The following is a 21887-nucleotide window of genomic DNA, read 5'->3' on the forward strand; positions in this document are numbered from 1 at the left end:
CAGGCTCTTGGCTCATAATTCACTGACGTTTGCCTTTTATGTGCACTGCTGATGGCTGCACAGAAGCGCACCCCTTGCCCGTTTCACTGTTTTGACTACACTGAAAAACACGCACATAATCCACTAGCATTTGCTTTGGATAACCACTCATATCAACCCCTTTATCATTCACATTGGCGGGCCAATTACCCCCAACTGCAAAGTTGAGTAATAAATGAAAACGCTGATCAAAAGGGGCAAAACCGCTATTTTCTACAAATGAGCCATCGGCTTGCTGTGATGTTGAATACCACTGGTCATGGCGAAACGTTGCATAGTGCACATTATCAACATACCAACGAATTTCATCTTGCTGCCATTCAAGCGCATAAACATGAAAATTATCAGCGGGGTTATCTGCATCACTAAAACGATAAGGCGTGCCACTGTAAACATTTTCAGGAGCAGGTCCACCGTAATGCAAGGTGCCATGCACGCGTGTTTCTAAGCTACCAGCTGGGGCTGTTTTATCATCAGTTTGAGTGTTTAAATTAACCGCTTCCATAATGTCAATTTCGCCTGATGACGCCCAGCGACCATAGTGCCAATCCGTAGGCAGCATCCAAATAGCAGGCCACGCCCCTTGTCCTGCTGGCAATTTAGCGCGAACTTCAAAGCGTCCATAACGCCAATCACCTAAGTGCTTAGTACGAAGCCGTGCCGACGTAAAAGGCTGAGTAGCCACCAACGCCCTTTCAGCATCGCGAGTAACTTCATCTGCGTTATGTAAAGGCCCAGTGTATTGCTCTTTACGCGCAACAATATGCAACAAGCCAGATTCAACAAAGCTGTTTTCGCTTCTGGCGGTATAGCATTGCTGCTCATCATTACCACCACCACGGCAATTAACTTCGTGCTGCCACTTAGTTGGGTCAATGGTGTTTTGTTCAAACTCATCGTGCCAAACAAGCTGCCAGCCTTCACCTAGGCTGGCTTTAATGGGTTCTGCTGTTTGCTGACAGGCACTCAATGCGCCTGTTAGCAAAATAACAGCATAGGTTTTTACTGACATGAAATTGTTGAGTCCTGTGCGTGTGAACTGCTCACACTAAGTTTAGCAACAGATACATGCCACGCACCGTCAGTTGCAAGCTGCCACGGTGAGAATATTTGTCCAAGGTTAACGCCTTGCTCAACAAAACAGTTCAAATCAACCGTGAGTGTTTGCCACTCAGACGTGCGTGTTAGCTGTTTGCTAATATCAAATTGACCGTCACAATTTTCACCACACTGCATCCCTAACATCAATGGTGCATCTGCTGCTTGGTCTATCTTAATTAGCATTTCAAGCTGACCCGCTTTTTCAACATATGAACGCAAATCTGACGGGAACGCAGCCATTAAACGTACCGCAGCAGGCTCTTTACCATTAAAGGTAATCGCACGCGCGTCTTCTTGTACGTCTTTATCAAAGGTTTTTACGCTTACCGCATTGAGTGATGCACGGCTACTTGTCATTGTTTGTTGCTCATTACCACTTTGCAGTTGCAATGACCAAGGGGCTTTTACTGCGCGTTCAAATAACACTAAATCTTCTAATTTAGTGGCCACGTCAGATACCTCGTTTAGTTCATCAGTTAAGGTATTGGCATCTTGGTAGGTTAAGCCAAAGCCATACGGCAGCAGAGGTGCGTAGTTTTTATCGCCACGATTATAATTTTCTACCGGATTATTTGGCCAAGAGAACGATAATTTCCCTTTAAAATCATGATTAATTGAACCGTCAGCCTGTTTAAAGATGACATCGCTAATGGCATCACCTTCACTGCCTACAAGCCAAGTTGCTACAAACGCATCACTGGCATTAAGCTCAGCATTCACCCACATTGGGCGACCACTAATAAACAGAGATACCACTGGAATTCCGGCTTGTTTCAACTTTTTAAGTAAGGCTAAATCTGATTTATTACCACGCTGATATTCAAGGTTATCTAGGTCACCATTGCCTTCTGCATATGGTTGTTCACCAAACACTACAATGGCCACATCAGGTTTTGTTGTATATTCACCGTTTAAATCGTATTGAACCTGTCCACCGGCTTGCTCAACCGTGTGTTTAATACCATCGTAAATTGATGATCCACCCGGAAAATCACTGTTTTCATTACCAGTACCTTGCCACGTAATTGTCCAGCCACCCGACTGCATACCAATGTTGTCAGCACCCAGACCCGCGACAAGCACATTTGCTTTAGGCGATAATGGCAACAGCTGTTGCTTATTCTTTAATAACACTAACGATTCACGCACCGCTTGCTTGGCAATTGCACGATGCTCTGCACTGCCAATGATGTCTGTTTTGCCTGAAAGCGGACGGTTTGCCGGGCTTGGTTTATCGAATAAACCAGCACGCATTTTAACGCGCAGAATACGCGTTACTGCATCATCAATTCGGCTTTGGGCAATGTCGCCACTGTTAACTTGTTTGATTAAATTTTCATACAATGGCTTCCACGCATCTGTTGGTACCATGTAAACATCAAGACCCGCATTCGCAGCTTGCGCACAATTTCCATTTGTACAACCCGGAATTTGGCCGTGACCATTCCAGTCTCCAACAACAAAGCCATCAAAGCCCATTTTACCTTTTAACACATCGGTAAGTAGGTACTTACTGCCATGAATTTTCTCTCCATGCCAGCTATTAAACGACGCCATCACCGTTTGTGCGCCGGCACCTAGCCCACCGACATAGCCTTGGGCATGAATATCAAATAACTCTTGCTCAGATGCCGTGTTATTACCTTGATCGTCACCCCCTTCAGTCCCTCCATCACCTAAAAAGTGCTTAACGGTACTGATCACGCGCTTATCCGATAAAAAGTCTTCATCAACTGCGCCTTGTAATCCTTTTACAATTGCTGCTGAGTAAGCTTTAACGATTTCAGGGTCTTCAGAATAGCCTTCATATGTACGTCCCCAGCGATCATCACGAACCACTGCAACGGTCGGTGCAAACACCCAGTCGATACCCGTTACCATCACTTCTTGTGCGGTTGCCGCTGCAATTTTCTCAATTAAGGCGGGGTTGTTTGTCGCCCCTAAGCCAATGTTGTGTGGGAATAAGGTCGCCCCAATTACGTTATTGTGACCATGCACAGCATCGGTGCCCCACATAGTAGGGATTTTGCTGCCATCAAGTGAATCGTCAATTGATGCTTGATACATTTTTTCAGCCAAGTCTATCCAATCAGCGGCGCTGGCGTGTTTATCATTATTAGGGAATGCGCCTCCACCATTTAGGTAAGAACCAAACCCGTATTTACGCATATCTTCAACCGTAATATCTCGAATTTCAGGTTGAATCATCTGCGCCACTTTTTGCTCAAGCGTCATGTCTGCCAAAAGAGCAGCTATTTGCGCTTCCATTTCTGGGTCTGCGTTAATGCCCGTTTCGATACGAGGCCAGATTTCATTCTCAGCGTTCATTTTTGCCACCTTATCTTGCCCTGAACAGCCAAGAATGCTGATGCTGGCAATCATTATCGAACACAGCGTTAATGGTTTTTTTATTGTCATAGTCTGCACCTTTAAGAATGACGGTTCTGAGACACTACTTTTGAGCCAGAAAGCGCAAAGTAAGTAATATATAAATAACAAGTGATTGGCAGTAGTAACGCGAGCTGTACACCGATTGAATCAGCCAGCATACCTTGCATAAGCGGTATAATGGCGCCGCCAACAATCGCTAAACATAAAATACCTGACCCCTTTGAGGTGTATTTACCCAGACCATGTAGTGCCAAGCTAAAAATGGTTGGAAACATAATTGAATTACATAACCCAACCAGTAAAATCGCCCACATTGCAAGGCTGCCCTCGCCGGTCATTGCAACAATAATCAATACAACAGCCAGTAATCCATGACACGCAAGCACTTTACCTGCATTGAACTTTTGCATTACCAGCGCGCCGATAAAGCGGCCGATCATGGCGCCAGCAAAATAGTAGCTAATGTAATGAGCGGCTTCTTTATCAGTTAAGCCTGCAATGTTATCAAGAGTTAAAAAGCCAACTAAAAAGCTGCCAATGGCGACTTCAGCACCGACATAAACAAAAATACCCACAGCACCAAGAATCAAATGGCGATACTGCCAAACGCTGCCTAAATCAACAAAGTCTTCAAGGTCTTGATGCTCCGCTTCGTTATCAGCTTCTCTGCCTAACTTAGGTAATTTTAAGAATGCAAAAATGAGGGCAAGAACCAGCAAACTGGCAGATAACATTAAATAAGGAAACTTCACTTGTTCCGCAGTCGCATGACTCACTTCCGTTAAAATTAACCACCCACCAAAAATAGGTGCAACCGTGGTGCCTAGCGAGTTAAATGCCTGGGTCATTGTTAAACGTGAAGACGCGGTTTTTTGTGGTCCAAGTACACTGACATACGGATTAGCAGAGACTTGTAAAATAGTGATGCCTGATGCAAGCACAAACAAGGCAAGTAAAAACAACTCATACACATGTGCGACAGCCGCAGGGTAAAACAGTGCGCATCCAATTGCCGCTACAACCAGCCCTACAACAATACCAAACTGATAACCAATACGACTTACAAGCTTACCGGCGGGAATAGACATCACAAAGTACGCGCCAAAAAAGCAAAACTGAATCAGCATCGCTTGCGTGTAGTTAAGTGAAAACATGCCTTTTAGATACGGGATCAAAATGTCGTTTAAACACGTGATGAATCCCCACATAAAAAACAAAGTGGTTAATGATGCCAGTGCAAAAGTTTGCTTGGGCATCGCCACTTGACTTGATGTTGCCGCAACAGGCGTTGAAACATGAGCCATAATTTTATTCTCTAGTTATTTATATTTATCAGTTTGTTACAGCAAATATAGTGCTTTTTCATGGTTAAAGAAAAAACAAAAAAGTGTTGCAACATAAAATGTAAGCGCTTACATTTATAACATATAAATCATATTAAGCAATTTATTTGCAGAAAAACTGTAAGCGCTTACAACTGACTACTATGCTGTATGCCAGCCGCCTTACACAATCAATGCGAAGGAAGACTATCCACTGTGTTTAAAACTATTTCTCTTTTGCCCGACTCGTATTTACTCAAGCCCGAGTTTACCTTTGGTGTTGCTACTGCCTCATTTCAAATTGAAGGCGCACGGGATACACGCTTAGCGTGTATTTGGGACACTTTTTGCGAAAAACCTTCCGCCATTGCCGATAACAGTAACGGTGATATAGCGTGCGATCATGTTACACATTGGCGACACGATATTGAGATGATTGCTGATTTAGCCGTTGATGCCTATCGTTTATCTATTTCATGGCCTCGGGTAATCAACGAGGATGGCTCTGTAAACTCACAAGGCATGGCATTTTATACTGAGTTACTCAGCGCACTTAAAGCACGCAATATCAAAACATATGTCACCTTATACCACTGGGATTTACCCCAGCACCTTGAAGACAAAGGGGGCTGGCTGAATCGCGAAACAGCCTACAAGTTCCAAGACTATGCCGACAAAGTCAGTCGTCACTTAGGTGACTTGGTTGACTCTTTTGCCACGTTGAACGAACCGTTTTGTAGTGCGTATTTAGGCTACGAAATTGGTGTTCATGCTCCGGGCATAAAAAGCCAGCAAGCAGGTCGTCAAGCGGCTCATCATCTATTACTGGCTCATGGTTTGGCTATGCAAGTATTACGCAAAAACTGCCCTAATACCGAGGCAGGTATCGTATTAAACTTCAGTCCAACCTACCCACTGACAGAGAATGATTGCAACGCAGCAAAGCTTGCTGACCAATACCATAATCAGTGGTACATTAAAGCGGTTTTAGAGGGATGCTATCCCCCGCTTTTTGATGACTTAGCGGCGGATGTAAAACCCATTATCGAAGCCGATGATATGGCAATTATTAGTCAATCTGTCGACTTTATTGGCGTTAATTACTATACCCGCATACACTACAAAAACACGCCTGATGGCTGGTTTGAAGAAGCCCCGCTGACCGATGTGCGTGTCACCGATATGGGCTGGGAAGTATACCCAGAAGGCCTGACTGAGCTGCTTGTTTCATTACATCAGCACTATAATTTACCCAAAATGTATATCACCGAAAATGGTGCAGCTATGGCTGATAGTTTAGTAGATGGTGAAGTATACGATATTGAACGCGTTGATTATTATCACACTCATTTAAATGCTGTGTGTAATGCAATTCGCCAAGGCGTTAATATTCAAGGCTATTTTGCATGGAGCTTAATGGATAACTTTGAATGGGCGTATGGTTATGAAAAACGTTTTGGGTTAGTTTATATCGACTATCAAAGCCAACAACGCATTTTAAAAGAAAGTGCAAAGCAGTATCGCGCACTGTTAAAGCAGCGAAAAAAATAATAACAAACGAGAACACACATGCTGACAACAAAAGAAAAGATAGCTTATGGCTTAGGAGATACAGCGAGTAACATTATCTTTCAAACGGTAATGTTATTTTTAACTTTTTTCTATACCGATATTTTTGGTATCTCGCCAGCAGTTGTCGGCACCCTGTTCTTAGTGGTAAGAGTCGTTGATGCGATTACCGATCCACTTATGGGCGCATTAACCGACTCGACACGCACTAAATATGGCAGTTACCGGCCTTATTTGCTGTGGCTGGCTGTGCCATTTGGGGTGATTAGTATGATCACCTTCACAACCCCCGATTTACCCGAGTCGGGCAAGGTCATTTACGCCTTTATCACCTACACACTCCTTATGCTTGTGTATACCGCTATCAATATCCCTTACTCTGCTTTAGGGGGCGTATTAAGCCCAGACCCTAAGCAACGCGTATCTATACAGTCTTATCGCTTTGTATTCGGTATGTTAGGAGGATTGATTGTCAGTGCCTGTACTTTACCGCTGGTAAATTGGTTAGGTAAAGGTGATAACGCCCTAGGTTATCAGCTTACTATGGCACTGATGAGTGGCTTGGGTGTGGTGTTATTTTTAATCTGTTTTCGCTTTACCAAAGAGCGTGTTATAGCCGAGCATAACAGCTCTCTGAGCTGGAAAAGCCGCATGAGCACCTTATTGCAAAACGGCCCGTTTAAGGTACTTTGTTTTGCCGCCGTTATGCTTTTAACCAGTATGGTACTTCGCACCACCTTGGCAATTTATTACGTCAAGTATGTTCTTGGCGAAGCTGAACTGGTCACTTACTTTATTACAATAGGCATGATAGGTAATATTTTAGGCTGTGCCTGTGCGCAACCACTCAGTAAACGTGTCGATAAAAAAACGGCCTATATTCGCTTACAATACATCTCGGCCATCATTAGTTGCGTGGCATTTTGGTTACCGAGCGAACAGTTAGCACTTGCCTTTATTATTTACTTTTTATGGTGCTTTTTCACCCAAATGGCCACCCCGTTACTGTGGGCCAAAATGGCCGACACGATTGACTATGGTCAATGGAAAACCGGTGAGCGATTAACCGGCCTAGTGTATGCCAGTGTGGTGTTTTTCATTAAGCTTGGCCTTGCTTTGGGTGGGGCTATTGCTGGCTGGTTACTCGCATTTTACGGTTACGAAGCAAACACAACGCTGAGTAATCAAACACTGTCGGGAATTTTGATTTCATTTACGCTATACCCTGCAATTGGCAGCGTGCTTGTCGCCTTAATCATGAAAAGGTATATTCTCGATAATAAAACAGTTGAGCAGATCAGTGCTGACTTGTCACTGAAAAATCATCCATAATTTGGATTTTAAAAAGGAATAACATGGCCACCATTTACGAGGTGTCGAAACTAGCGGGTGTATCACTTGCGACTGTTTCAAGAGTAATGAATAACAACGCTAATGTTAGTGATGCCACTCGCAAAAAAGTTACCGCAGCGATGGATGAACTTGGTTATAGACCTAACTCAATCGCTCAATCATTAGCGTCGAATTGCTCAAACAGTGTTGGCCTTTTGGTATCTGAATTACATGGTCCCTTTTATGGACCGATGATGAGCGGTATAGAAAATACATTTCGCAATCAAAAAAAGCACTTAATTATCGCCGCAGGCCACAGTAATGAAGAGCGTGAAAAACAAGGCATTGAATTCCTTATTAGTCGTAATTGTGACGGGCTTATTTTACATGTTGAAGCCGTAAGTGATGACTACCTTATAAAACTCAGTAAAAGCCAAGTACCCTTTGTGCTAATCAATCGCTTTATTAGTGAATTAAGCGATCGGTGCATTATTTTAAACAATATTAAAGGTGGCTACCTTGCAACGAAACATGTGCTTGAACAAGGCCATAAACAGATTGCATATATTAGTGGTCCACTTTGGAAAAAAGACGCGCAAGACCGTCTTGAAGGCCATAAAAAAGCACTCGCAGAGTATGGGTTACCCTTTGATGAACAATTACTTTATCAAGGTGACTTTATGGAAGCCAGCGGGTTTACAGGCCTAAAAACGCTTTATCAACACGCTAAGCCGTTTAGTGCGGTTATTTGTGCCAACGACGAGATGGCAACCGGTGCTATGGCGAGCGCCAGAGAGCTCGGACTCACACTCCCTGATCAACTTTCTATAATGGGTTACGATAATGTGTTTTTTACACGCCATGTTTACCCCCCTCTCAGTACCATAAACTACCCTATTAACGAAATGGGCAAAATGGCGGCAGATTGGGTGTTGAGCCACGTTTATCAAAAGCAAACGGCTCCTTTGCAAACCGTATTTGAACCTGAGCTGGTTGTAAGGCAGTCGATAACCACTAACCCTCAATAAGCTGGGTTAACAAGCCTAAGTTAATCGGCTTTAACAGCACTTGATCAATATCTAACTGTTCAATTTTTTCTGGTTCTGGCTCAGCCCCACTGACAATAACTAACGTTAAGTTGGGGTAAAGCTGTTTAACTTCGCGTGCTAAATCAAGTCCTTCACCATCAGGCAGGTGCATATCAAGTAACACTTTATCGAAGTGTTGGTCCGTGTGTAAGGTTTGTAGGCACGCCTTATAACTGGCTGCAATCACCGTTTCGACACCCAAGCTTTCTAACAATAGCTGCGTAATTTGCGCGGCATCACTATCATCTTCCACCAGCAAGTAGCGTGTACTTTGTTGTGTTATGGCAGGGCAATCATCACGTGCCACGACGGGGTCGGTTTTTCCTTGGCAAATATAATGGTTAAGCACATGGTAAAGTAGACCTGAATCAAGGGGTTTCGCTATCATGTCATTAAAGCCAAGCGCGGTAAGTTCGCTTTTAACGCCTTTCATTGTGGCGGCCGTTAACGCAATAATAGGACCTTGGTAACCCATTTTCCTGAGCTCTATAGTTGCTTCTTTGCCGCCCATAACAGGCATGTGTAAATCGATAAAAACAATATCAAACGTCTTACCATTTTTTTCTGCAGCGGCCACTTTTTCAATCGCTTGTTTGCCGTTTTCAGCGTATTCAACATCAGCCCCTGTGCTGGCGATCATATGGCCCACTAAAATACGCAAATCTTTTAAATCATCTACAACTAACACACGGCCATGGGTGGTCAAGGTCGTTAACTTTTGTTGGTAATCTGGATTCGAATCAAAGCGAAGTCGTTGGCGTTCAACATCGCGAATATTGCCAGGGTAAATCGACAAGGTGAACTCAGACCCGACTCCCTGAGTTGACTCCAAACTGATTGACCCCTGCATACGCGTTAACAGCTCAGAACAAATAGCAAGGCCTAGGCCTGCTCCGCCCACATCGCGTGATTCAACATCGGCAATTTGTTCAAACGGTTTAAAGATAATAGCTTGCTTTTCTGGTGCAATACCCAGCCCTGTATCTTTAATACTAAAAAACAGCATTTCGCGCTCATTAACCCACGCAGTCCATGCGCGCACGACAATTTCACCGTGGTTCGTAAACTTAATCGCGTTATTAATAATATTAATTAAAATCTGTCGTAAGCGCGTGGCGTCTGAATTAATGATCAAAGGCAGGGCTTGCTGCGATTCAAATCGCAATGATAACCCCTTATCAATCGCAGATACCCGCATCAGCGTGTACACATCAGCCATCAAGCTATCAAGGTTTACATCACTGCAGTTCAACTCAAGTTTATCTGCAGCAATTTTAGACAAATCAAGTACATCGTTTAACAAACTCAAAAGATGCTTACCGTTTCTGTAAATCACCCCGAGCTCATTCTGCGCATGCTGGTTTTTTTCACTTTGCATTAATAGCTCAGTGTAGCCAAGAATTGACGACAAAGGGGTGCGTAACTCATGACTTAAGTGCGCTAAAAAACGGTCTTTCGAGCGGTTTTCAGCTTCGGCTTTTAAACGCTCAACACGCTCATCTTCGACTTCTCGTCGCGCTAGTGCGTAACGTATCGCGCGCGCAAAACGCCCTGAGCTCATTTCGCTTTTGACTAAGTAGTCAACAGCTCCCGCATCGAGCGCTGCGGAATCAAGCATTTCGTCAGACTGCCCCGTAAGCATAATTATCGGGCCGCGAAAACCATTCGCAACAGCCCGTTTTAGCACTTCTAATCCGTCCGATGCCCCTAAGCGATAATCTAACAAACAAATATCATGTTTGTTCTCACTCAGTACACCAATCGCCTGCTCAGGGCAGCTTAACCATTCAACATCAAATGTATGGGAACCCAGTTGCTCTAAGTAATCACAGGTCAGAATATAATCATCTTCATCGTCTTCTACTAACAGTAATCGGGTTACCTTATCTAACATTGCTTATCCTTTAATCATTATTTGATGGCGGTAGTTCAACAAACTCGACCCAGTATTTTCCTAAGGTTTTCATGAGCTCGACTAATCCATCAAAAGTAACCGGTTTGGTGATATAAGAGGCTGCACCTAAGTCGTAGCCTTTGATCATATCTTCCTCTTGCTTTGATGTAGTAAGAATAACAACCGGAATCCCTTTTAAATTAGGGTTAGACTTAATCGCTTGTAACGCTTCACGTCCATCCATGCGAGGCATATTTAAATCAAGCAATATTAGCCCTGGACGCGGCGAGTTTTCTTTCTCACTGAACTTGCCTTTTCGTTCAAGGTATTCAAGTAGCTCAACACCATCTTCAACAAAAAACAGCTCATTGAGTACGCGACTTTCAGCTAAAGCGTCTTGGGTTAATAAACGATCGTCTTCATCGTCATCTGCCATTAAAATGGTTATGGGTTTTACTTTATTAAGTGGCATCTAAGCCTCTCCTTGCAATGTGAAAAGTGATGTTTCCACAGGTAGTTTAATAGTGAAGCTTGCACCCTCACCCACTTGACTGGTTGCTGTAATTTCACCACCGTGGCGTTCTACGATTCGTCGGCATACAGACAAGCCAATTCCAGTGCCTTTGTATTGCGAACGACCATGAAGGCGCTGAAATGGAACAAATATTTTTTCTAAGTACTCTTCAGAGAAGCCAATACCGTTATCTGAAATAGTAATAATTTCCCACGCAACATCGCTGTTGTGTGCAGGGCTAAACTCTTCAGTCCGTTGATAGGAAATGGTAATGATAGGTGGCACATTTTCACGTCTAAATTTAACGGCATTAGAAAGAATATTTAAAAACAGTTGCAGCATCTGACTCGGATCAGCTTGAATATGCGGTAACGTATCTAAGTTTACCGTTGCCTCTGACTCTTTAATGGCAATCTCAAGGTCATCTAACACTTCATGAACGACCTCGTTAAGGTCTGTATCAATAAAGTCTTTGCCACGGGTTGTAACTCGCGAAAACTCTAATAAGTCATTAATCAAATTAGACATGCGCTGCGCCGCATTTTTCATACGATTAATATAATCGAGGCCTTTTTCACCCAAATCGTCTTTGAACATACTTTCGAGCCGATCACTAAACGCCTGAATTTTCCTCAGAGGCTCTTGTAAATCATGGCTGGCGACAAACGCAAACTCTTCTAGCTCTCGGTTCGAGCGACTTAATTCGTCTGAATAAATGGTTAACTCTTGGGTACGTTCTGACACTTTAGCGGCCAATGTTTCATTTTGCACTTCTAAATCTGCACGGTATTTTGCTGCATTAAGTGAGTTGATCCGCGTCAAAATAAACATGCCAATGATCAATAGCGTACTGGTCACCGCAGTGATCACAAAAGTCAGTTTTGCGTCGTTTTTGATTTGCGATAATTTAGCAAACTGTTCGACTTTAAAATTAAGTTCGCGCATATGAATTTCATCAACAGCAGCGCGAATGTCTTTGTAAAGTTCGCGCCCTTTATCTGTTAAAAGCAAACGCCGAGCTTTCACGTTTTTATCGGCCAAAGCAAGATCCGTAATTTGGCTCATTATTGCGATTTTGTCATTCACTAAAAAAATAAACCGCGCAATACGCTCAGCCTGACCGGGTATCTCTGAATGTAAACTTTTAACCAGCATAATTTGCGCTTGCATAGACGCAATCGCATCATTGTATGGCAGCAAATAATCTTCACGGTCTGTCAGTAAATAACCTCGTTGACCCGACTCAGCTTGCACCACCGATAAATGTAATCGTTCAATGGCAGTATTTAGCGAATTGGTGTTATCAAGACTATTTTGTGTCTCTGTCAGTGAGCGAATCGTGTTTACTGCCAAAATGGCATTGGCTATCACAATACACAGAACAATCGCTATAAAGCCTGCCCAATTTAATGTGATTTTTCCCTTTTGTTTATGCATTTTCTTCCCAATGGCTTATTCGTTAATCGCTGGTATGCGTGTCACTAATTTGCTGAAGTTGCTCACTACATTGCTGGCAATTGGCGATAATCTTATCAAGCGCGGCCAATGCTTTTTCTTTAGGCATATCGTTTTCTAATACGAGCTTAACTAACTCTGCATTCATTGAAATACGGTTAAGTGGTGCGCGAGCATCGTGTACCAACTGACGTAAAGACTCGTGATTATTCATTTTTTATCCTTTTTTTATTTGTATTCTCCGATGCCGCCATAAGCATTTAAACGGTTATAGAGTGTTTTAGTACTGATCCCCAGCATTTGTGCTGCGATGGTTTTATTACCTTGTACTTTATCCAAGGTTGCGTGGATCAGCTCTTTTTCGACTTCTTCTATGGTTTGTCCAGCCATAACCTGGCTGGTCTGTGTTTCTTTATTGACGCGAGAAAATGGTGATTCGAGCGATTCAGGTAAAGTAATAGCACTGCCTTTAGGGTCGCTCATTATAAAAGCACGGTGAATAGCATGGCGAAGCTCTCGCACATTACCGGGCCAATCATGACTTTCAAGTTCTTTTAGCTGACTTGCTTGCCATTTAAAGTCTGTGCCATTTTCTTCGTTTAGTTGCTCTAAAAATGCGTTCGCAAGTAGCGGGATATCTTCTTTACGCTCACGTAGCGCAGGAATATCAATCGGAAAAACAGCTAAGCGAAAATAGATATCTTCACGGATCACGTTGTTCTGCGCAAGGTCATCCAACGTTCTGTTGGTTGCTGAAATAACACGGCAGTTCACCGCTTGCTCTTTTGTCCCCCCGACACGGGTCACTCGTTTATTTTCGAGGACACGCAATAAATTTGGTTGCATATCAATGGGCATTTCGGTGACTTCGTCTAAAAATAACGTACCACCAGCAGCTTGCTCAAACACCCCTTCTTTGCGTGCAACAGCCCCTGTGAAAGCGCCTTTTTCGTGGCCAAATAATTCGCTGCCAATCAACTCTTTAGAAAATGCACCGCAGTTTGTGGCAACAAGTGGGCCATCGCAGGCTGTCGCATTGTGAATCGCTTGTGCGACGACTTCTTTACCGGCACCACTTTCCCCCATGAGCATGACATTGGCAGAGGTTGCTGCGACACGTTCAATCATGGTGTAAAGCTTATGCATAACATCAGATTCACCAATGAGCGTGCCAAAATGACGTTTAATACTCGGTGCTGACTTTTTCTTTGTATTTGCTTTTTTAGGGTTGAGAACCCTTTCGATGTCTTCGCGCTGAAGGGGTTTAACTAAGTGCCCTACATTCGCCTCACACATTTCTGCTAATTTCCCCTTCACCGAAGGGTGGCCAGAAATGAGTGTCACTCGCGGGGATTGACCAATTTTTTTAAGGTGTTCAAGTAGGTGCAGACCACTGCCATCTGGTAACATAAAATCTAAAAAGACGTGGTCGAATGTATTGTTTTCGAACCATTGCTCTGCTTCTGCAAGGTTTGCAGCTGTATTTATATTATGCCCGAGGAATTCTACAATGTGACACACGACATCACTAAACTCACTGTCATCATCAACTAAAAGCACATTTAACATATTCTTTCCCTAAGCCTTTTTTTACCATTCTACGCACAGTTTTTCCGAAAATAAAACAACGAGCGTTAGGTAGCTAAGTTGTTATTAATTACAACTATATTATCGCATTAAGTTTCAATTTGGGGTAATTATAATGAATTAAATATTCATAACACGTTATCATAACTCACCAAATATTAAGCTAAGCTGTACTTTAGCGAAGTTGCTACGTTGTAATTAAATGAAATTATTAAGAAAAGTTATTCATCCAAGCCTAAGTAATGATTATGGTTCGGTATTTATTCGCAACACCGCGCGTGCAATCGTGCTAAAAGGTGAACACATACTGCTTTTATACACCGCACGTTATGATGACTATAGTCTACCGGGTGGTGGAGTCGATAACGGTGAAAGTATTGAACAAGGCCTGTACAGAGAGCTTTCAGAAGAAACCGGTGCACAACAGATAAACATAACGCACCCACTAGGCTTATACGAAGAAATTAGGCCGTGGTATAAAGATGATTTTGATTGTGTGCATATTAAATCTTACTGCTACTTTTGCGAGATCAACGGTGAGCTAGCCGCGCCCAAAATGGAGCACTACGAAGTACAAAATGGCATGCAACCAAAGTGGATTAATATTTATGACGCCATCGCTCATAACGAGACAACCTTGGCTATGAGCGAAAAACAAGGTTTATCTATTCAACGAGAAACCTACTTACTCAAGCTGATTGCTAACACGCTTTGAGGGTTTTTCGATGGAAAAGCACGGTATGCTTATAATGCCGTGCTAATACCTTACTGATACTCATACAGCTTTAGGCGGCGCATAATAGCGCCATATTCCGACTAAATTACTCAATAAAAATACCGTTTCCATCACCACTGCGACTGGCGAAAACAAGAGCGCGTTATGTGTTATCCAACATAGCGTACCTACCACCATCATCAGCCGTAATGATAAGTCTTTACTTTGGAACGAAGCATAAGTCTGAATTAAGGTTGCGGCGAGGGCTATAACACTCACCCAGTTATACCAAGTCAGGCTTACAGCAGTGATACTCAGCAACATGAAAATAACCATCATCCTGGTTTTACGGGCAAAAATACAATATACGTAGCGCACTGCGGCTATGAGCATTAAGCTTGCGGCACTTAAGTTATCAAGTAGAAAAAAGTGCACAGAAGTGAGCAACACAGAACTAAACAAACAGGCTAAAATAAACTGCCTTTGCTTAAATTGAAATGACGCTAAATCGAGTAATGTGGCAATAGCGACCAAGCATTGCGATAAAATAAACATACCAACTCCTGAAAAATCAGCAGTGTAATGTTCCTTAAAATCGCGCACATTAACTTAAGTTAAGACGCCCTCGAATTCGCGATAATGAAATAGCTGAAATACCTAAATACATTGCGACCTCATTTAAACTCAATTGTGCGAGCCAATGCGGTTTGTTATCCAGCAAATATTTATACCTTTGCTCTGGCGTATTCAGTAATAAAAAGGCTTCTTTTGCCTCTTTAAATAATAGCTGTTGAGTGATTAATTTATGCTTCATTGCTTGCCAATCTGGGTTATCAAATAAAGTCAGTGGCACCTTGATAAGCTCAGCGTCCCGCATTACTTTAAGTTGGTAAAACGCATTAGTTTCGGTTAGCCAGTTGCCATAAAGCAGTGCAAACTCATCCTGAAAGTAAAACTCTTTGCACTTTTGAGCGCCCTGCTCTGATACATGTAATGCGCCAAGTACTCCAGATACAATTAAATACCCCGCTTGTTGTTGCTCACCTTGCTGTAGCAGCACATGCTCTTTAGCGTATCGCTTGAGTGCAATCATGCCCGCAAGCTTATTACGAAACTCATTAGCAAGGTGATGGTAACTATCACCCAAGGGCAGTAACTGAGTATCCGTCAAGATTGCCACCCTTGCATTAATAGCGCGGTTATTTGTTTGGCGTTAATGCCTTCTCTGGCTTTGAAACACTCACCACACCACAGCGGTGAAAAACCACTGCTTCCTTGTGCTTCTGCTCTCGAGCGCAGTGCTGTTAAGGCTATCGAGGCATAAGGAAAAGCAGGCGCTTGCGTTGGCATTGCGCCAAGCTCTTGCATAATTCTGTTTCGTATCCCGCGCGCAGGACGACCCGAGAAAAGAGTGGTGAGCTCAGTATTATTTGCCGCTGTCGTTTTTAATGCTTCACGGTGTAATGCGCTTGTCGTTGCTTCTTCACATAACAAGTAGGCACTGCCAACTTGTACTGCCGCCACGTTGAGCTCTTTAAACATTTTTACCTGTTCTGGCGTACTAATGCCCCCAGCCGCAATTATCGGTATATCCAAACATAAACAATCATGAACGAGCTGTTCTGTGCTGGGCTGTGACGATAAATCCATCGATAGAAAGCATCCTCGATGTCCACCCGCTTCTTTGCCCTGTGCAATGATTGCATCAACACCACGCTCTTTTAACCAACGAGCTTCGTCTAAAGTCGTTGCTGATGACAAAACCTTGCCACCCCATGCTTTGATTTGCGCGATAATTTCTTGATTAGGTAAGCCAAAATGAAAACTAACCACGGGAGGTTTATAAGTCGCAATTGTATCAATTACCTGCTGATCAACAGGCTGTCGTGAGGCTTTGCGACTGAATTGCGATGCATCTATTTCAAACTCAGCAAAATATGGGCTTAATAGTTCATGCCACTGCTGTTGCTCAGCTTCGCTGTACGGGCTGACTTGATGACAAAAGAAGTTTAAATTATATGGCTTATTAGTATGGTGTGTTAAATAGTCCAACTCGTTAATCAGTTGCTCTTTCGAGAGCATGGCACAAGGTAACGACCCCAAACCTCCCGCTTCACACACCGCAACCGCCAGTTGTGCATTTTGCACCCCTGCCATGGGCGCTTGGATAATCGCAAGCTCTGTATTAAACAATGTATTACTCATAGCCTATCCTTGTAAGTTTTGCAGCCTCTTGCAGTTTTTACATATTTCCACACACACAGAAACCAGATAAAAACAAATAAAAGCCAATAAAAACAAAAATCTAAAAAACATTTGAAAAGCTGGTGTTAGCTTTGCACAAGGTCATGTACATTTTGTAAGGAGATAATGATGACTGATACAGTAACTACAATCAATCCAACAAACGAGCAAACTTTAAATACCTACACTCTCTTGTCTTTACAAGAAGCTAAGGCTGAAATAGATAAATGCCATAAAACCTTTTTATCATGGCGCGAGACATCTTTATTAGAGCGAGCTAAATACCTTAATCAACTTGCAAAATTGATTGACGATAATAAACATGAATTAGCACAGTTAATGACTGACGAAATGGGCAAGCTTTATCAACAAGGCTTACAAGAAACGGAACTTTGTGCTGCTATATGTCGCTACACAGCCGACCAAGGCCCTGAGGTCCTCGCCGAAGAAAAACGCGATATGCAAGGTGGCCGCGCCATCATTAGCTACCAACCTATCGGTGTTATCTTAGGTATTCAACCTTGGAACTTCCCTCTTTATCAGGTTATTCGTTATGCCTGTGCTAATGTTATGGCTGGTAACACGACCGTGCTAAAACACGCCGGTAACGTATTTGGAATGGCTGAAAAAATTGAGCAGTTATTTAATGAAGCTGGTTTTCCAACCCATTGCTTTAAAAACTTATTAATCGACGGTAAAACAGCCAGCGAATTAATTGAGCATACCGCTATTCGCGGGGTCACATTTACTGGCAGTGACAGCACGGGTAAAAAAGTGGCAGAGCGTGCCGGTAAGCATGTCAAGAAAACCGTGCTTGAGCTTGGCAGTAATGATGCTTACGTTGTCCTTGATGATGCCGACCTTAATACCGCCATTGAGGCATGTACCCAAGGTCGTCTTATCAATAATGGCCAAACATGTGTCGCGGCGAAACGCTTTGTGGTGGTTGACGCAGTATATAATGACTTTAAAGCACGTATTAAAGAACAGTTTGAGCAAGTAAAACTGGGTGACCCTAATGATGAAAACACAGGGCTTGGGCCAATGGCACGTGAAGATTTACGCGCACAGCTTCACCAACAAGTAAGTGACTCTATTGATGCTGGAGCGAAGGCGATTGTCGGTGGCAGCATGCCAACAGGCACTGGTTTTTACTACCCAGCGACCTTACTTGAAAATGTAAAACCAGGAATGCCAGCCTACGATGATGAGCTATTTGGCCCCGTGGCCTCTCTGATCCGCGCCAAAGATAATGACGACGCGATGCGTATAGCCAACGACTCGCGTTATGGATTAGGAGGAGGTATTTTTTCTAGCAACGAGAAACAGGCTGTTGAACTGGCTAGGCTGCATTTTGATACAGGAATGGTAAATATAAATGGCTATGGACTCGCTCAGCCAAACTTGCCGTTTGGTGGAGTGAAAGACAGCGGCTATGGCCGAGAGCATGGTGGTTTTGGCTTACGCGAATTTGTAAATATTAAAACCATTATGATCAACCAATAATACTCACTGAAAGGGCTCATTGAGCCCTTTCTCATTCATCAAAGGTCGGAACTTGCTGCTTAGATGTCATAGGCATTTTTAACTCTTTAATCGCTTTATCTTTATCAATATCCTCATGTTGTTTTTGATTTGAAGCAGCGGGGTCATAAGTCAATTCGGTTAATAGTGCAAAATGATCAGAGCCATACTTAGCAAGGCGTTCAATTCGTTTTACACTGAATTCATCACTGTGGAATAAATGATCAAGCGGCCAACGCATAAAAAAGTAACCCGCATGAAATGTATTAAAAAAGCCGCGTCCTTTACGCGGGTCTAACAACTTAGAAACTCGCATAAACAAACGCGTGCTCCGTGACCAAGCAACATCATTCAGATCGCCTGCAACGATGCAAGGGCGCGTTCTATTTTTAAGGGCTTTGGCCAGAATAATAAGCTCGGTATCACGAGGACGCGAGGTGTCTTTTTCGGTGGGACTTGGAGGAGCTGGGTGAATAAAGTGCGCCTCAACTTCTGTATTATTGGCATCTTCAAATACGATATGAATCGAAGGAATATCCGCTTCGATTAATTCACATACCTGTTGGTGTTTAATTTCAAACTTACTGTATAAATGCATACCGTAACGATTATCTTTAGGGCAATAGATACGATATGGGTAATCTGCTTCTAGACAACTGAGCTGCTGTTGCCACGTTTCATTAGATTCAAGCGTGATGAGTAAATCTGGTTGGTGGTTTTTTACCAGTTTAATAAGTTTGCCGTAGTGCGTATTCGACATCAGCACATTCGCAGACATTATGCGAATACTGTGAGCATCATCTTTACTACTTGAGACAACTTCTTTCTTAGCGAACCATGTGTAGGGGTAAATCCAGTTCGCTTGCAGTAGCAAAACCACAAAGCTTATAACAATACAACCGAGTAAATAATAGCTGTTGGAGAGGTAAAATAACACGCTTGCTCCCAGCAAACATGCTCCTGCAAGATACGCTACTTGCAGCCGCACAAAATCACAACTTCGAATTAAATAATGCTGGGAGTACGAAAATGGCAATAGTGAGACAATAAGCAAAAGTACAGACAGTACACTCAATGCATGGCTCATATAACTCATTGGCACAATTTATCGGCTCAGAATCGAGACTATTTCGCGGGTATCTTCTACCAAACGAACAATGGTGCCATCAACCTGAATTGAAATTAATCCGTCGTTATTACGCGATTTAATCACCTTACCTCGACGATAAATATCGCGGTCAAGTATGTCACCTTTTCGGTATTTCTTTTGCCAACCAGGCGGAAGATCTCCACCGTTTTCAAGTTTTTTCTCTAGACCAGGCGGTAAGCTTTTTCCTTTGTCTTTGTCCTTATCTTTGTCCTTTGCTAAAGCGCCTGTCGCAACAATACTAAGCCCTAAAACAGCCACTGTTAAAAATGTTTTCATACGAACTTTCCTTTTTATGTATTCTACTAAGCGTAGCAACTATTTCTGAACTGGGAATGAAAGAGTATAAAAAAGCCGCAAAGCGGCTTTAAACAGGATTAACGATGACGCGACACGATGGATAAAATTTCTCGTGTGTCATGTACTAAGTGTATTAAGCGATCATCAATTTCAATGGCAATAATGCCATTTCTATCGCGACGCTTTATTACTCGGCCGTGGCGATAAATATCTCTGTCGAGAATATCACCATGATGATACCGTTTGTACCAACCTGGCGGTAATCCACCGCCATAACCTACTTTTTTGTATAAACCGGGTGGTAAATCACGGTAGCTATAGCGGTCATACCTATCGTGATGACAATCACGGTCATGGCGATGATGCTTATGATGCTTTTTATGTTTATGGTGCTTTTTACGTTCGTGTTTGTACTCGTATCTGTCATGGTCACGATCATGTTTAGCACTCGCTTCTATAGGCACCAAACTCAAACCTAGCACGGCTAACGAGATAGTAATTATTTTATTCATAATAGAGACCCTCTGCATTTGCTCTTGTTGAAAAGCCTATCAAGCAAGCCTGAATCATAGATGAAGGGTTACAATTAAAAATAACAAGATCATAAATAACAATACGTTATAAAAACAATCTTTACATTTCTTTAATCTTCTTTGGCACTTTTCATGACTTTCTTTGTCTGAATGAAAGCTTCAATTAGGAACAATGACTGTGATTAAAAAACCAAAATTACACCCATTGTTTTCGAACACGTTATAAAAAAGGATCGTTTATGAATTCATTAAAGTGGTGTTTGATCATTGTGATATTTACGCTAACTGGCTGCAGTACCATGTTGAGTCAACACGGTAATCAACAAACTCAATCTAGCTCATTGGTTGACTATTTATACCCAGATCAACAACAACGAGCAGCCGAACAAATCAGTGTGCCCACTCTAAACTTACCCGCCACAGTGGGTATTGCCTTTATTCCTAACAAATACAACAACGGCCTCCATCATAGTGACGAAATAGCACTACTCAACAAAGTAAAAAAACAATTTATGCAGTATGACTATATTGACCGTATCGAAGTCATCCCAAGTACCTACTTAAAGGGAGGCGAGGGGTTTACTACTTTAGAGCAGGTATCACGTTTATACGATGTGGACATTATGGCGCTGGTGTCGTATGACCAAGTGTCACAAAGTTTAGAAAATAATGCAGCCTTCTTATACCTCACCATTGTTGGTCTCTATGTCATTCCGGGTAATGAAAACACGGTGCAAACATTCGTCGATACCGCGGTATTTGATATTAAAAGCCGAAAAATGTTGTTCCGTGCGCCAGGTATCCATAAAGCAGAGAAACGAAGTACAGCAATTGGTATCGATGAGGTCGCGAAACAGCAATCGCTAGCAAGTTTTAATGCTGCTGTTGACGACATGATAGGAAATCTAGATACCGAATTAGGTCAATTTAAAATTCGCGTTAAAGACGAGAAAATTGCCAATGTCAGCCATAAAAAGGGGCACAGTGGCAGTAGCCTATTTTGGCTTATCGCTTTACTTTTGGGGGCTGTGTGTCTGCGACGAAAAGCAATTCATTAATCGCGAAAGCTTTTACACACCGTTAAAAGCAGTTACCCTTTGATTCTCGTTGTCGTTGTTTAATCAAAGGGTTT

Annotated in this window: 20 protein-coding genes; 6 read left to right on the plus strand and 14 right to left on the minus strand. The window is 42.7% G+C overall.

All coding sequences use genetic code 11. The features are described from left to right. Positions 1 to 19: 19 nt before the first annotated feature. The 3 genes from D0907_RS12880 to D0907_RS12890 are packed head-to-tail and all read right to left on the minus strand — an operon-like array spanning position 20 to position 4835. A complete protein-coding gene (locus D0907_RS12880) occupies positions 20 to 1051 on the minus strand; it encodes a glycoside hydrolase family 16 protein (RefSeq protein ID WP_075594049.1) in 1032 nt (343 codons plus the stop codon). Then, complete coding sequence (locus D0907_RS12885; protein ID WP_118844593.1) at positions 1042 to 3558, minus strand: glycoside hydrolase family 3 protein; 2517 nt, start codon at positions 3556 to 3558, stop codon at positions 1042 to 1044. Before D0907_RS12885 ends, D0907_RS12880 begins: the two co-directional genes overlap by 10 nt. Before the next feature lie 11 nt (positions 3559 to 3569). Then, on the minus strand, positions 3570 to 4835 hold the full coding sequence (locus tag D0907_RS12890; protein WP_065979716.1) for a sugar MFS transporter: 1266 nt from the start codon (positions 4833 to 4835) through the stop codon (positions 3570 to 3572). A 234-nt stretch (positions 4836 to 5069) separates the two neighbouring features. Between D0907_RS12890 and D0907_RS12895 the strand changes: the two genes are divergently transcribed. Genes D0907_RS12895 through D0907_RS12905 form a run of 3 tightly spaced genes read left to right on the plus strand, consistent with a single transcriptional unit; the run spans position 5070 to position 8782 of the window. Beyond that, complete coding sequence (locus tag D0907_RS12895) at positions 5070 to 6404, plus strand: GH1 family beta-glucosidase (RefSeq protein WP_118844594.1); 1335 nt, start codon at positions 5070 to 5072, stop codon at positions 6402 to 6404. Between the two features lie 18 nt (positions 6405 to 6422). Next, positions 6423 to 7754, plus strand: coding sequence for a glycoside-pentoside-hexuronide (GPH):cation symporter (locus D0907_RS12900; protein WP_036966243.1), 1332 nt, complete (start codon positions 6423 to 6425; stop codon positions 7752 to 7754). 23 nt (positions 7755 to 7777) lie between these two features. After that, complete coding sequence (locus D0907_RS12905) at positions 7778 to 8782, plus strand: LacI family DNA-binding transcriptional regulator (RefSeq protein ID WP_036966238.1); 1005 nt, start codon at positions 7778 to 7780, stop codon at positions 8780 to 8782. Here D0907_RS12905 and D0907_RS12910 read toward each other — a convergent pair. Genes D0907_RS12910 through D0907_RS12930 form a run of 5 tightly spaced genes read right to left on the minus strand, consistent with a single transcriptional unit; the run spans position 8769 to position 14274 of the window. Beyond that, a complete protein-coding gene (locus D0907_RS12910) occupies positions 8769 to 10736 on the minus strand; it encodes a response regulator (protein WP_065979714.1) in 1968 nt (655 codons plus the stop codon). The genes D0907_RS12905 and D0907_RS12910 overlap by 14 nt on opposite strands. A 10-nt stretch (positions 10737 to 10746) precedes the next feature. Beyond that, complete coding sequence (locus D0907_RS12915; RefSeq protein ID WP_036966232.1) at positions 10747 to 11208, minus strand: response regulator; 462 nt, start codon at positions 11206 to 11208, stop codon at positions 10747 to 10749. Then, positions 11209 to 12687, minus strand: a complete 1479-nt coding sequence (locus D0907_RS12920) for a sensor histidine kinase (protein WP_036966226.1) — start codon at positions 12685 to 12687, stop codon at positions 11209 to 11211. A gap of 22 nt (positions 12688 to 12709) precedes the next feature. After that, the gene (locus tag D0907_RS12925) at positions 12710 to 12919 is read right to left on the minus strand and encodes a histidine kinase (protein ID WP_036966223.1); all 210 of its coding nucleotides are present in this window, start codon (positions 12917 to 12919) and stop codon (positions 12710 to 12712) included. 14 nt (positions 12920 to 12933) lie between these two features. Further along, complete coding sequence (locus D0907_RS12930; protein WP_036966220.1) at positions 12934 to 14274, minus strand: sigma-54-dependent transcriptional regulator; 1341 nt, start codon at positions 14272 to 14274, stop codon at positions 12934 to 12936. A 220-nt stretch (positions 14275 to 14494) separates the two neighbouring features. On the opposite strand from D0907_RS12930, the gene D0907_RS12935 reads away from it, so the two are divergent. Next, positions 14495 to 15007 carry an NUDIX hydrolase gene (locus D0907_RS12935; protein WP_036966217.1) on the plus strand — a complete coding sequence of 171 codons (513 nt, stop codon included), beginning with the start codon at positions 14495 to 14497 and terminating at the stop codon, positions 15005 to 15007. A 60-nt stretch (positions 15008 to 15067) separates the two neighbouring features. Here the strand turns inward: D0907_RS12935 and D0907_RS12940 are convergent, their stop codons facing one another. The 3 genes from D0907_RS12940 to D0907_RS12950 are packed head-to-tail and all read right to left on the minus strand — an operon-like array spanning position 15068 to position 17212. After that, positions 15068 to 15562, minus strand: coding sequence for a YgjV family protein (locus tag D0907_RS12940; RefSeq protein ID WP_118844595.1), 495 nt, complete (start codon positions 15560 to 15562; stop codon positions 15068 to 15070). A gap of 49 nt (positions 15563 to 15611) precedes the next feature. Then, complete coding sequence (locus D0907_RS12945; RefSeq protein WP_118844596.1) at positions 15612 to 16178, minus strand: Crp/Fnr family transcriptional regulator; 567 nt, start codon at positions 16176 to 16178, stop codon at positions 15612 to 15614. After that, positions 16175 to 17212, minus strand: a complete 1038-nt coding sequence (locus tag D0907_RS12950; RefSeq protein ID WP_118844597.1) for an NAD(P)H-dependent flavin oxidoreductase — start codon at positions 17210 to 17212, stop codon at positions 16175 to 16177. The genes D0907_RS12945 and D0907_RS12950 overlap by 4 nt, the downstream gene beginning before the upstream one ends. A 168-nt stretch (positions 17213 to 17380) precedes the next feature. On the opposite strand from D0907_RS12950, the gene D0907_RS12955 reads away from it, so the two are divergent. Next, the gene (locus tag D0907_RS12955; RefSeq protein ID WP_118844598.1) at positions 17381 to 18757 is read left to right on the plus strand and encodes an NAD-dependent succinate-semialdehyde dehydrogenase; all 1377 of its coding nucleotides are present in this window, start codon (positions 17381 to 17383) and stop codon (positions 18755 to 18757) included. Positions 18758 to 18788: 31 nt separating this feature from the next. Here the strand turns inward: D0907_RS12955 and D0907_RS12960 are convergent, their stop codons facing one another. The 3 genes from D0907_RS12960 to D0907_RS12970 form a co-directional block, all read right to left on the minus strand. Beyond that, positions 18789 to 19862, minus strand: coding sequence for an endonuclease/exonuclease/phosphatase family protein (locus tag D0907_RS12960; RefSeq protein WP_074988920.1), 1074 nt, complete (start codon positions 19860 to 19862; stop codon positions 18789 to 18791). Positions 19863 to 19880: 18 nt separating this feature from the next. Further along, on the minus strand, positions 19881 to 20201 hold the full coding sequence (locus D0907_RS12965; RefSeq protein ID WP_036966198.1) for a hypothetical protein: 321 nt from the start codon (positions 20199 to 20201) through the stop codon (positions 19881 to 19883). A gap of 98 nt (positions 20202 to 20299) precedes the next feature. Beyond that, positions 20300 to 20734, minus strand: coding sequence for a hypothetical protein (locus D0907_RS12970; RefSeq protein ID WP_036966195.1), 435 nt, complete (start codon positions 20732 to 20734; stop codon positions 20300 to 20302). 260 nt (positions 20735 to 20994) lie between these two features. On the opposite strand from D0907_RS12970, the gene rhlP reads away from it, so the two are divergent. Continuing rightward, the gene (gene rhlP / locus D0907_RS12975) at positions 20995 to 21813 is read left to right on the plus strand and encodes a rhombotarget lipoprotein (RefSeq protein ID WP_118844599.1); all 819 of its coding nucleotides are present in this window, start codon (positions 20995 to 20997) and stop codon (positions 21811 to 21813) included. Positions 21814 to 21887: the final 74 nt, after the last annotated feature.

Origin of the sequence: Pseudoalteromonas lipolytica, assembly GCF_003515105.1 — a bacterium.
GTDB lineage: Bacteria > Pseudomonadota > Gammaproteobacteria > Enterobacterales > Alteromonadaceae > Pseudoalteromonas > Pseudoalteromonas lipolytica.

Excerpts from the sequence above, each read along its gene's own strand:
- D0907_RS12970 (WP_036966195.1), bottom strand. The coding sequence starts at position 20,734 with ATGAATAAAATAATTACTATCTCGTTAGCCGTGCTAGGTTTGAGTTTG.
- D0907_RS12900 (WP_036966243.1), top strand. The coding sequence starts at position 6,423 with ATGCTGACAACAAAAGAAAAGATAGCTTATGGCTTAGGAGATACAGCG.
- D0907_RS12935 (WP_036966217.1), top strand. The coding sequence starts at position 14,495 with ATGAAATTATTAAGAAAAGTTATTCATCCAAGCCTAAGTAATGATTAT.
- D0907_RS12955 (WP_118844598.1), top strand. The coding sequence starts at position 17,381 with ATGACTGATACAGTAACTACAATCAATCCAACAAACGAGCAAACTTTA.
- D0907_RS12885 (WP_118844593.1), bottom strand. The coding sequence starts at position 3,558 with ATGACAATAAAAAAACCATTAACGCTGTGTTCGATAATGATTGCCAGC.
- D0907_RS12905 (WP_036966238.1), top strand. The coding sequence starts at position 7,778 with ATGGCCACCATTTACGAGGTGTCGAAACTAGCGGGTGTATCACTTGCG.
- D0907_RS12880 (WP_075594049.1), bottom strand. The coding sequence starts at position 1,051 with ATGTCAGTAAAAACCTATGCTGTTATTTTGCTAACAGGCGCATTGAGT.
- D0907_RS12960 (WP_074988920.1), bottom strand. The coding sequence starts at position 19,862 with ATGAGCCATGCATTGAGTGTACTGTCTGTACTTTTGCTTATTGTCTCA.
- D0907_RS12940 (WP_118844595.1), bottom strand. The coding sequence starts at position 15,562 with ATGTTTATTTTATCGCAATGCTTGGTCGCTATTGCCACATTACTCGAT.
- D0907_RS12930 (WP_036966220.1), bottom strand. The coding sequence starts at position 14,274 with ATGTTAAATGTGCTTTTAGTTGATGATGACAGTGAGTTTAGTGATGTC.
- D0907_RS12915 (WP_036966232.1), bottom strand. The coding sequence starts at position 11,208 with ATGCCACTTAATAAAGTAAAACCCATAACCATTTTAATGGCAGATGAC.
- D0907_RS12950 (WP_118844597.1), bottom strand. The coding sequence starts at position 17,212 with ATGAGTAATACATTGTTTAATACAGAGCTTGCGATTATCCAAGCGCCC.
- D0907_RS12890 (WP_065979716.1), bottom strand. The coding sequence starts at position 4,835 with ATGGCTCATGTTTCAACGCCTGTTGCGGCAACATCAAGTCAAGTGGCG.
- D0907_RS12965 (WP_036966198.1), bottom strand. The coding sequence starts at position 20,201 with ATGAAAACATTTTTAACAGTGGCTGTTTTAGGGCTTAGTATTGTTGCG.
- D0907_RS12925 (WP_036966223.1), bottom strand. The coding sequence starts at position 12,919 with ATGAATAATCACGAGTCTTTACGTCAGTTGGTACACGATGCTCGCGCA.
- D0907_RS12910 (WP_065979714.1), bottom strand. The coding sequence starts at position 10,736 with ATGTTAGATAAGGTAACCCGATTACTGTTAGTAGAAGACGATGAAGAT.
- D0907_RS12920 (WP_036966226.1), bottom strand. The coding sequence starts at position 12,687 with ATGCATAAACAAAAGGGAAAAATCACATTAAATTGGGCAGGCTTTATA.
- rhlP (WP_118844599.1), top strand. The coding sequence starts at position 20,995 with ATGAATTCATTAAAGTGGTGTTTGATCATTGTGATATTTACGCTAACT.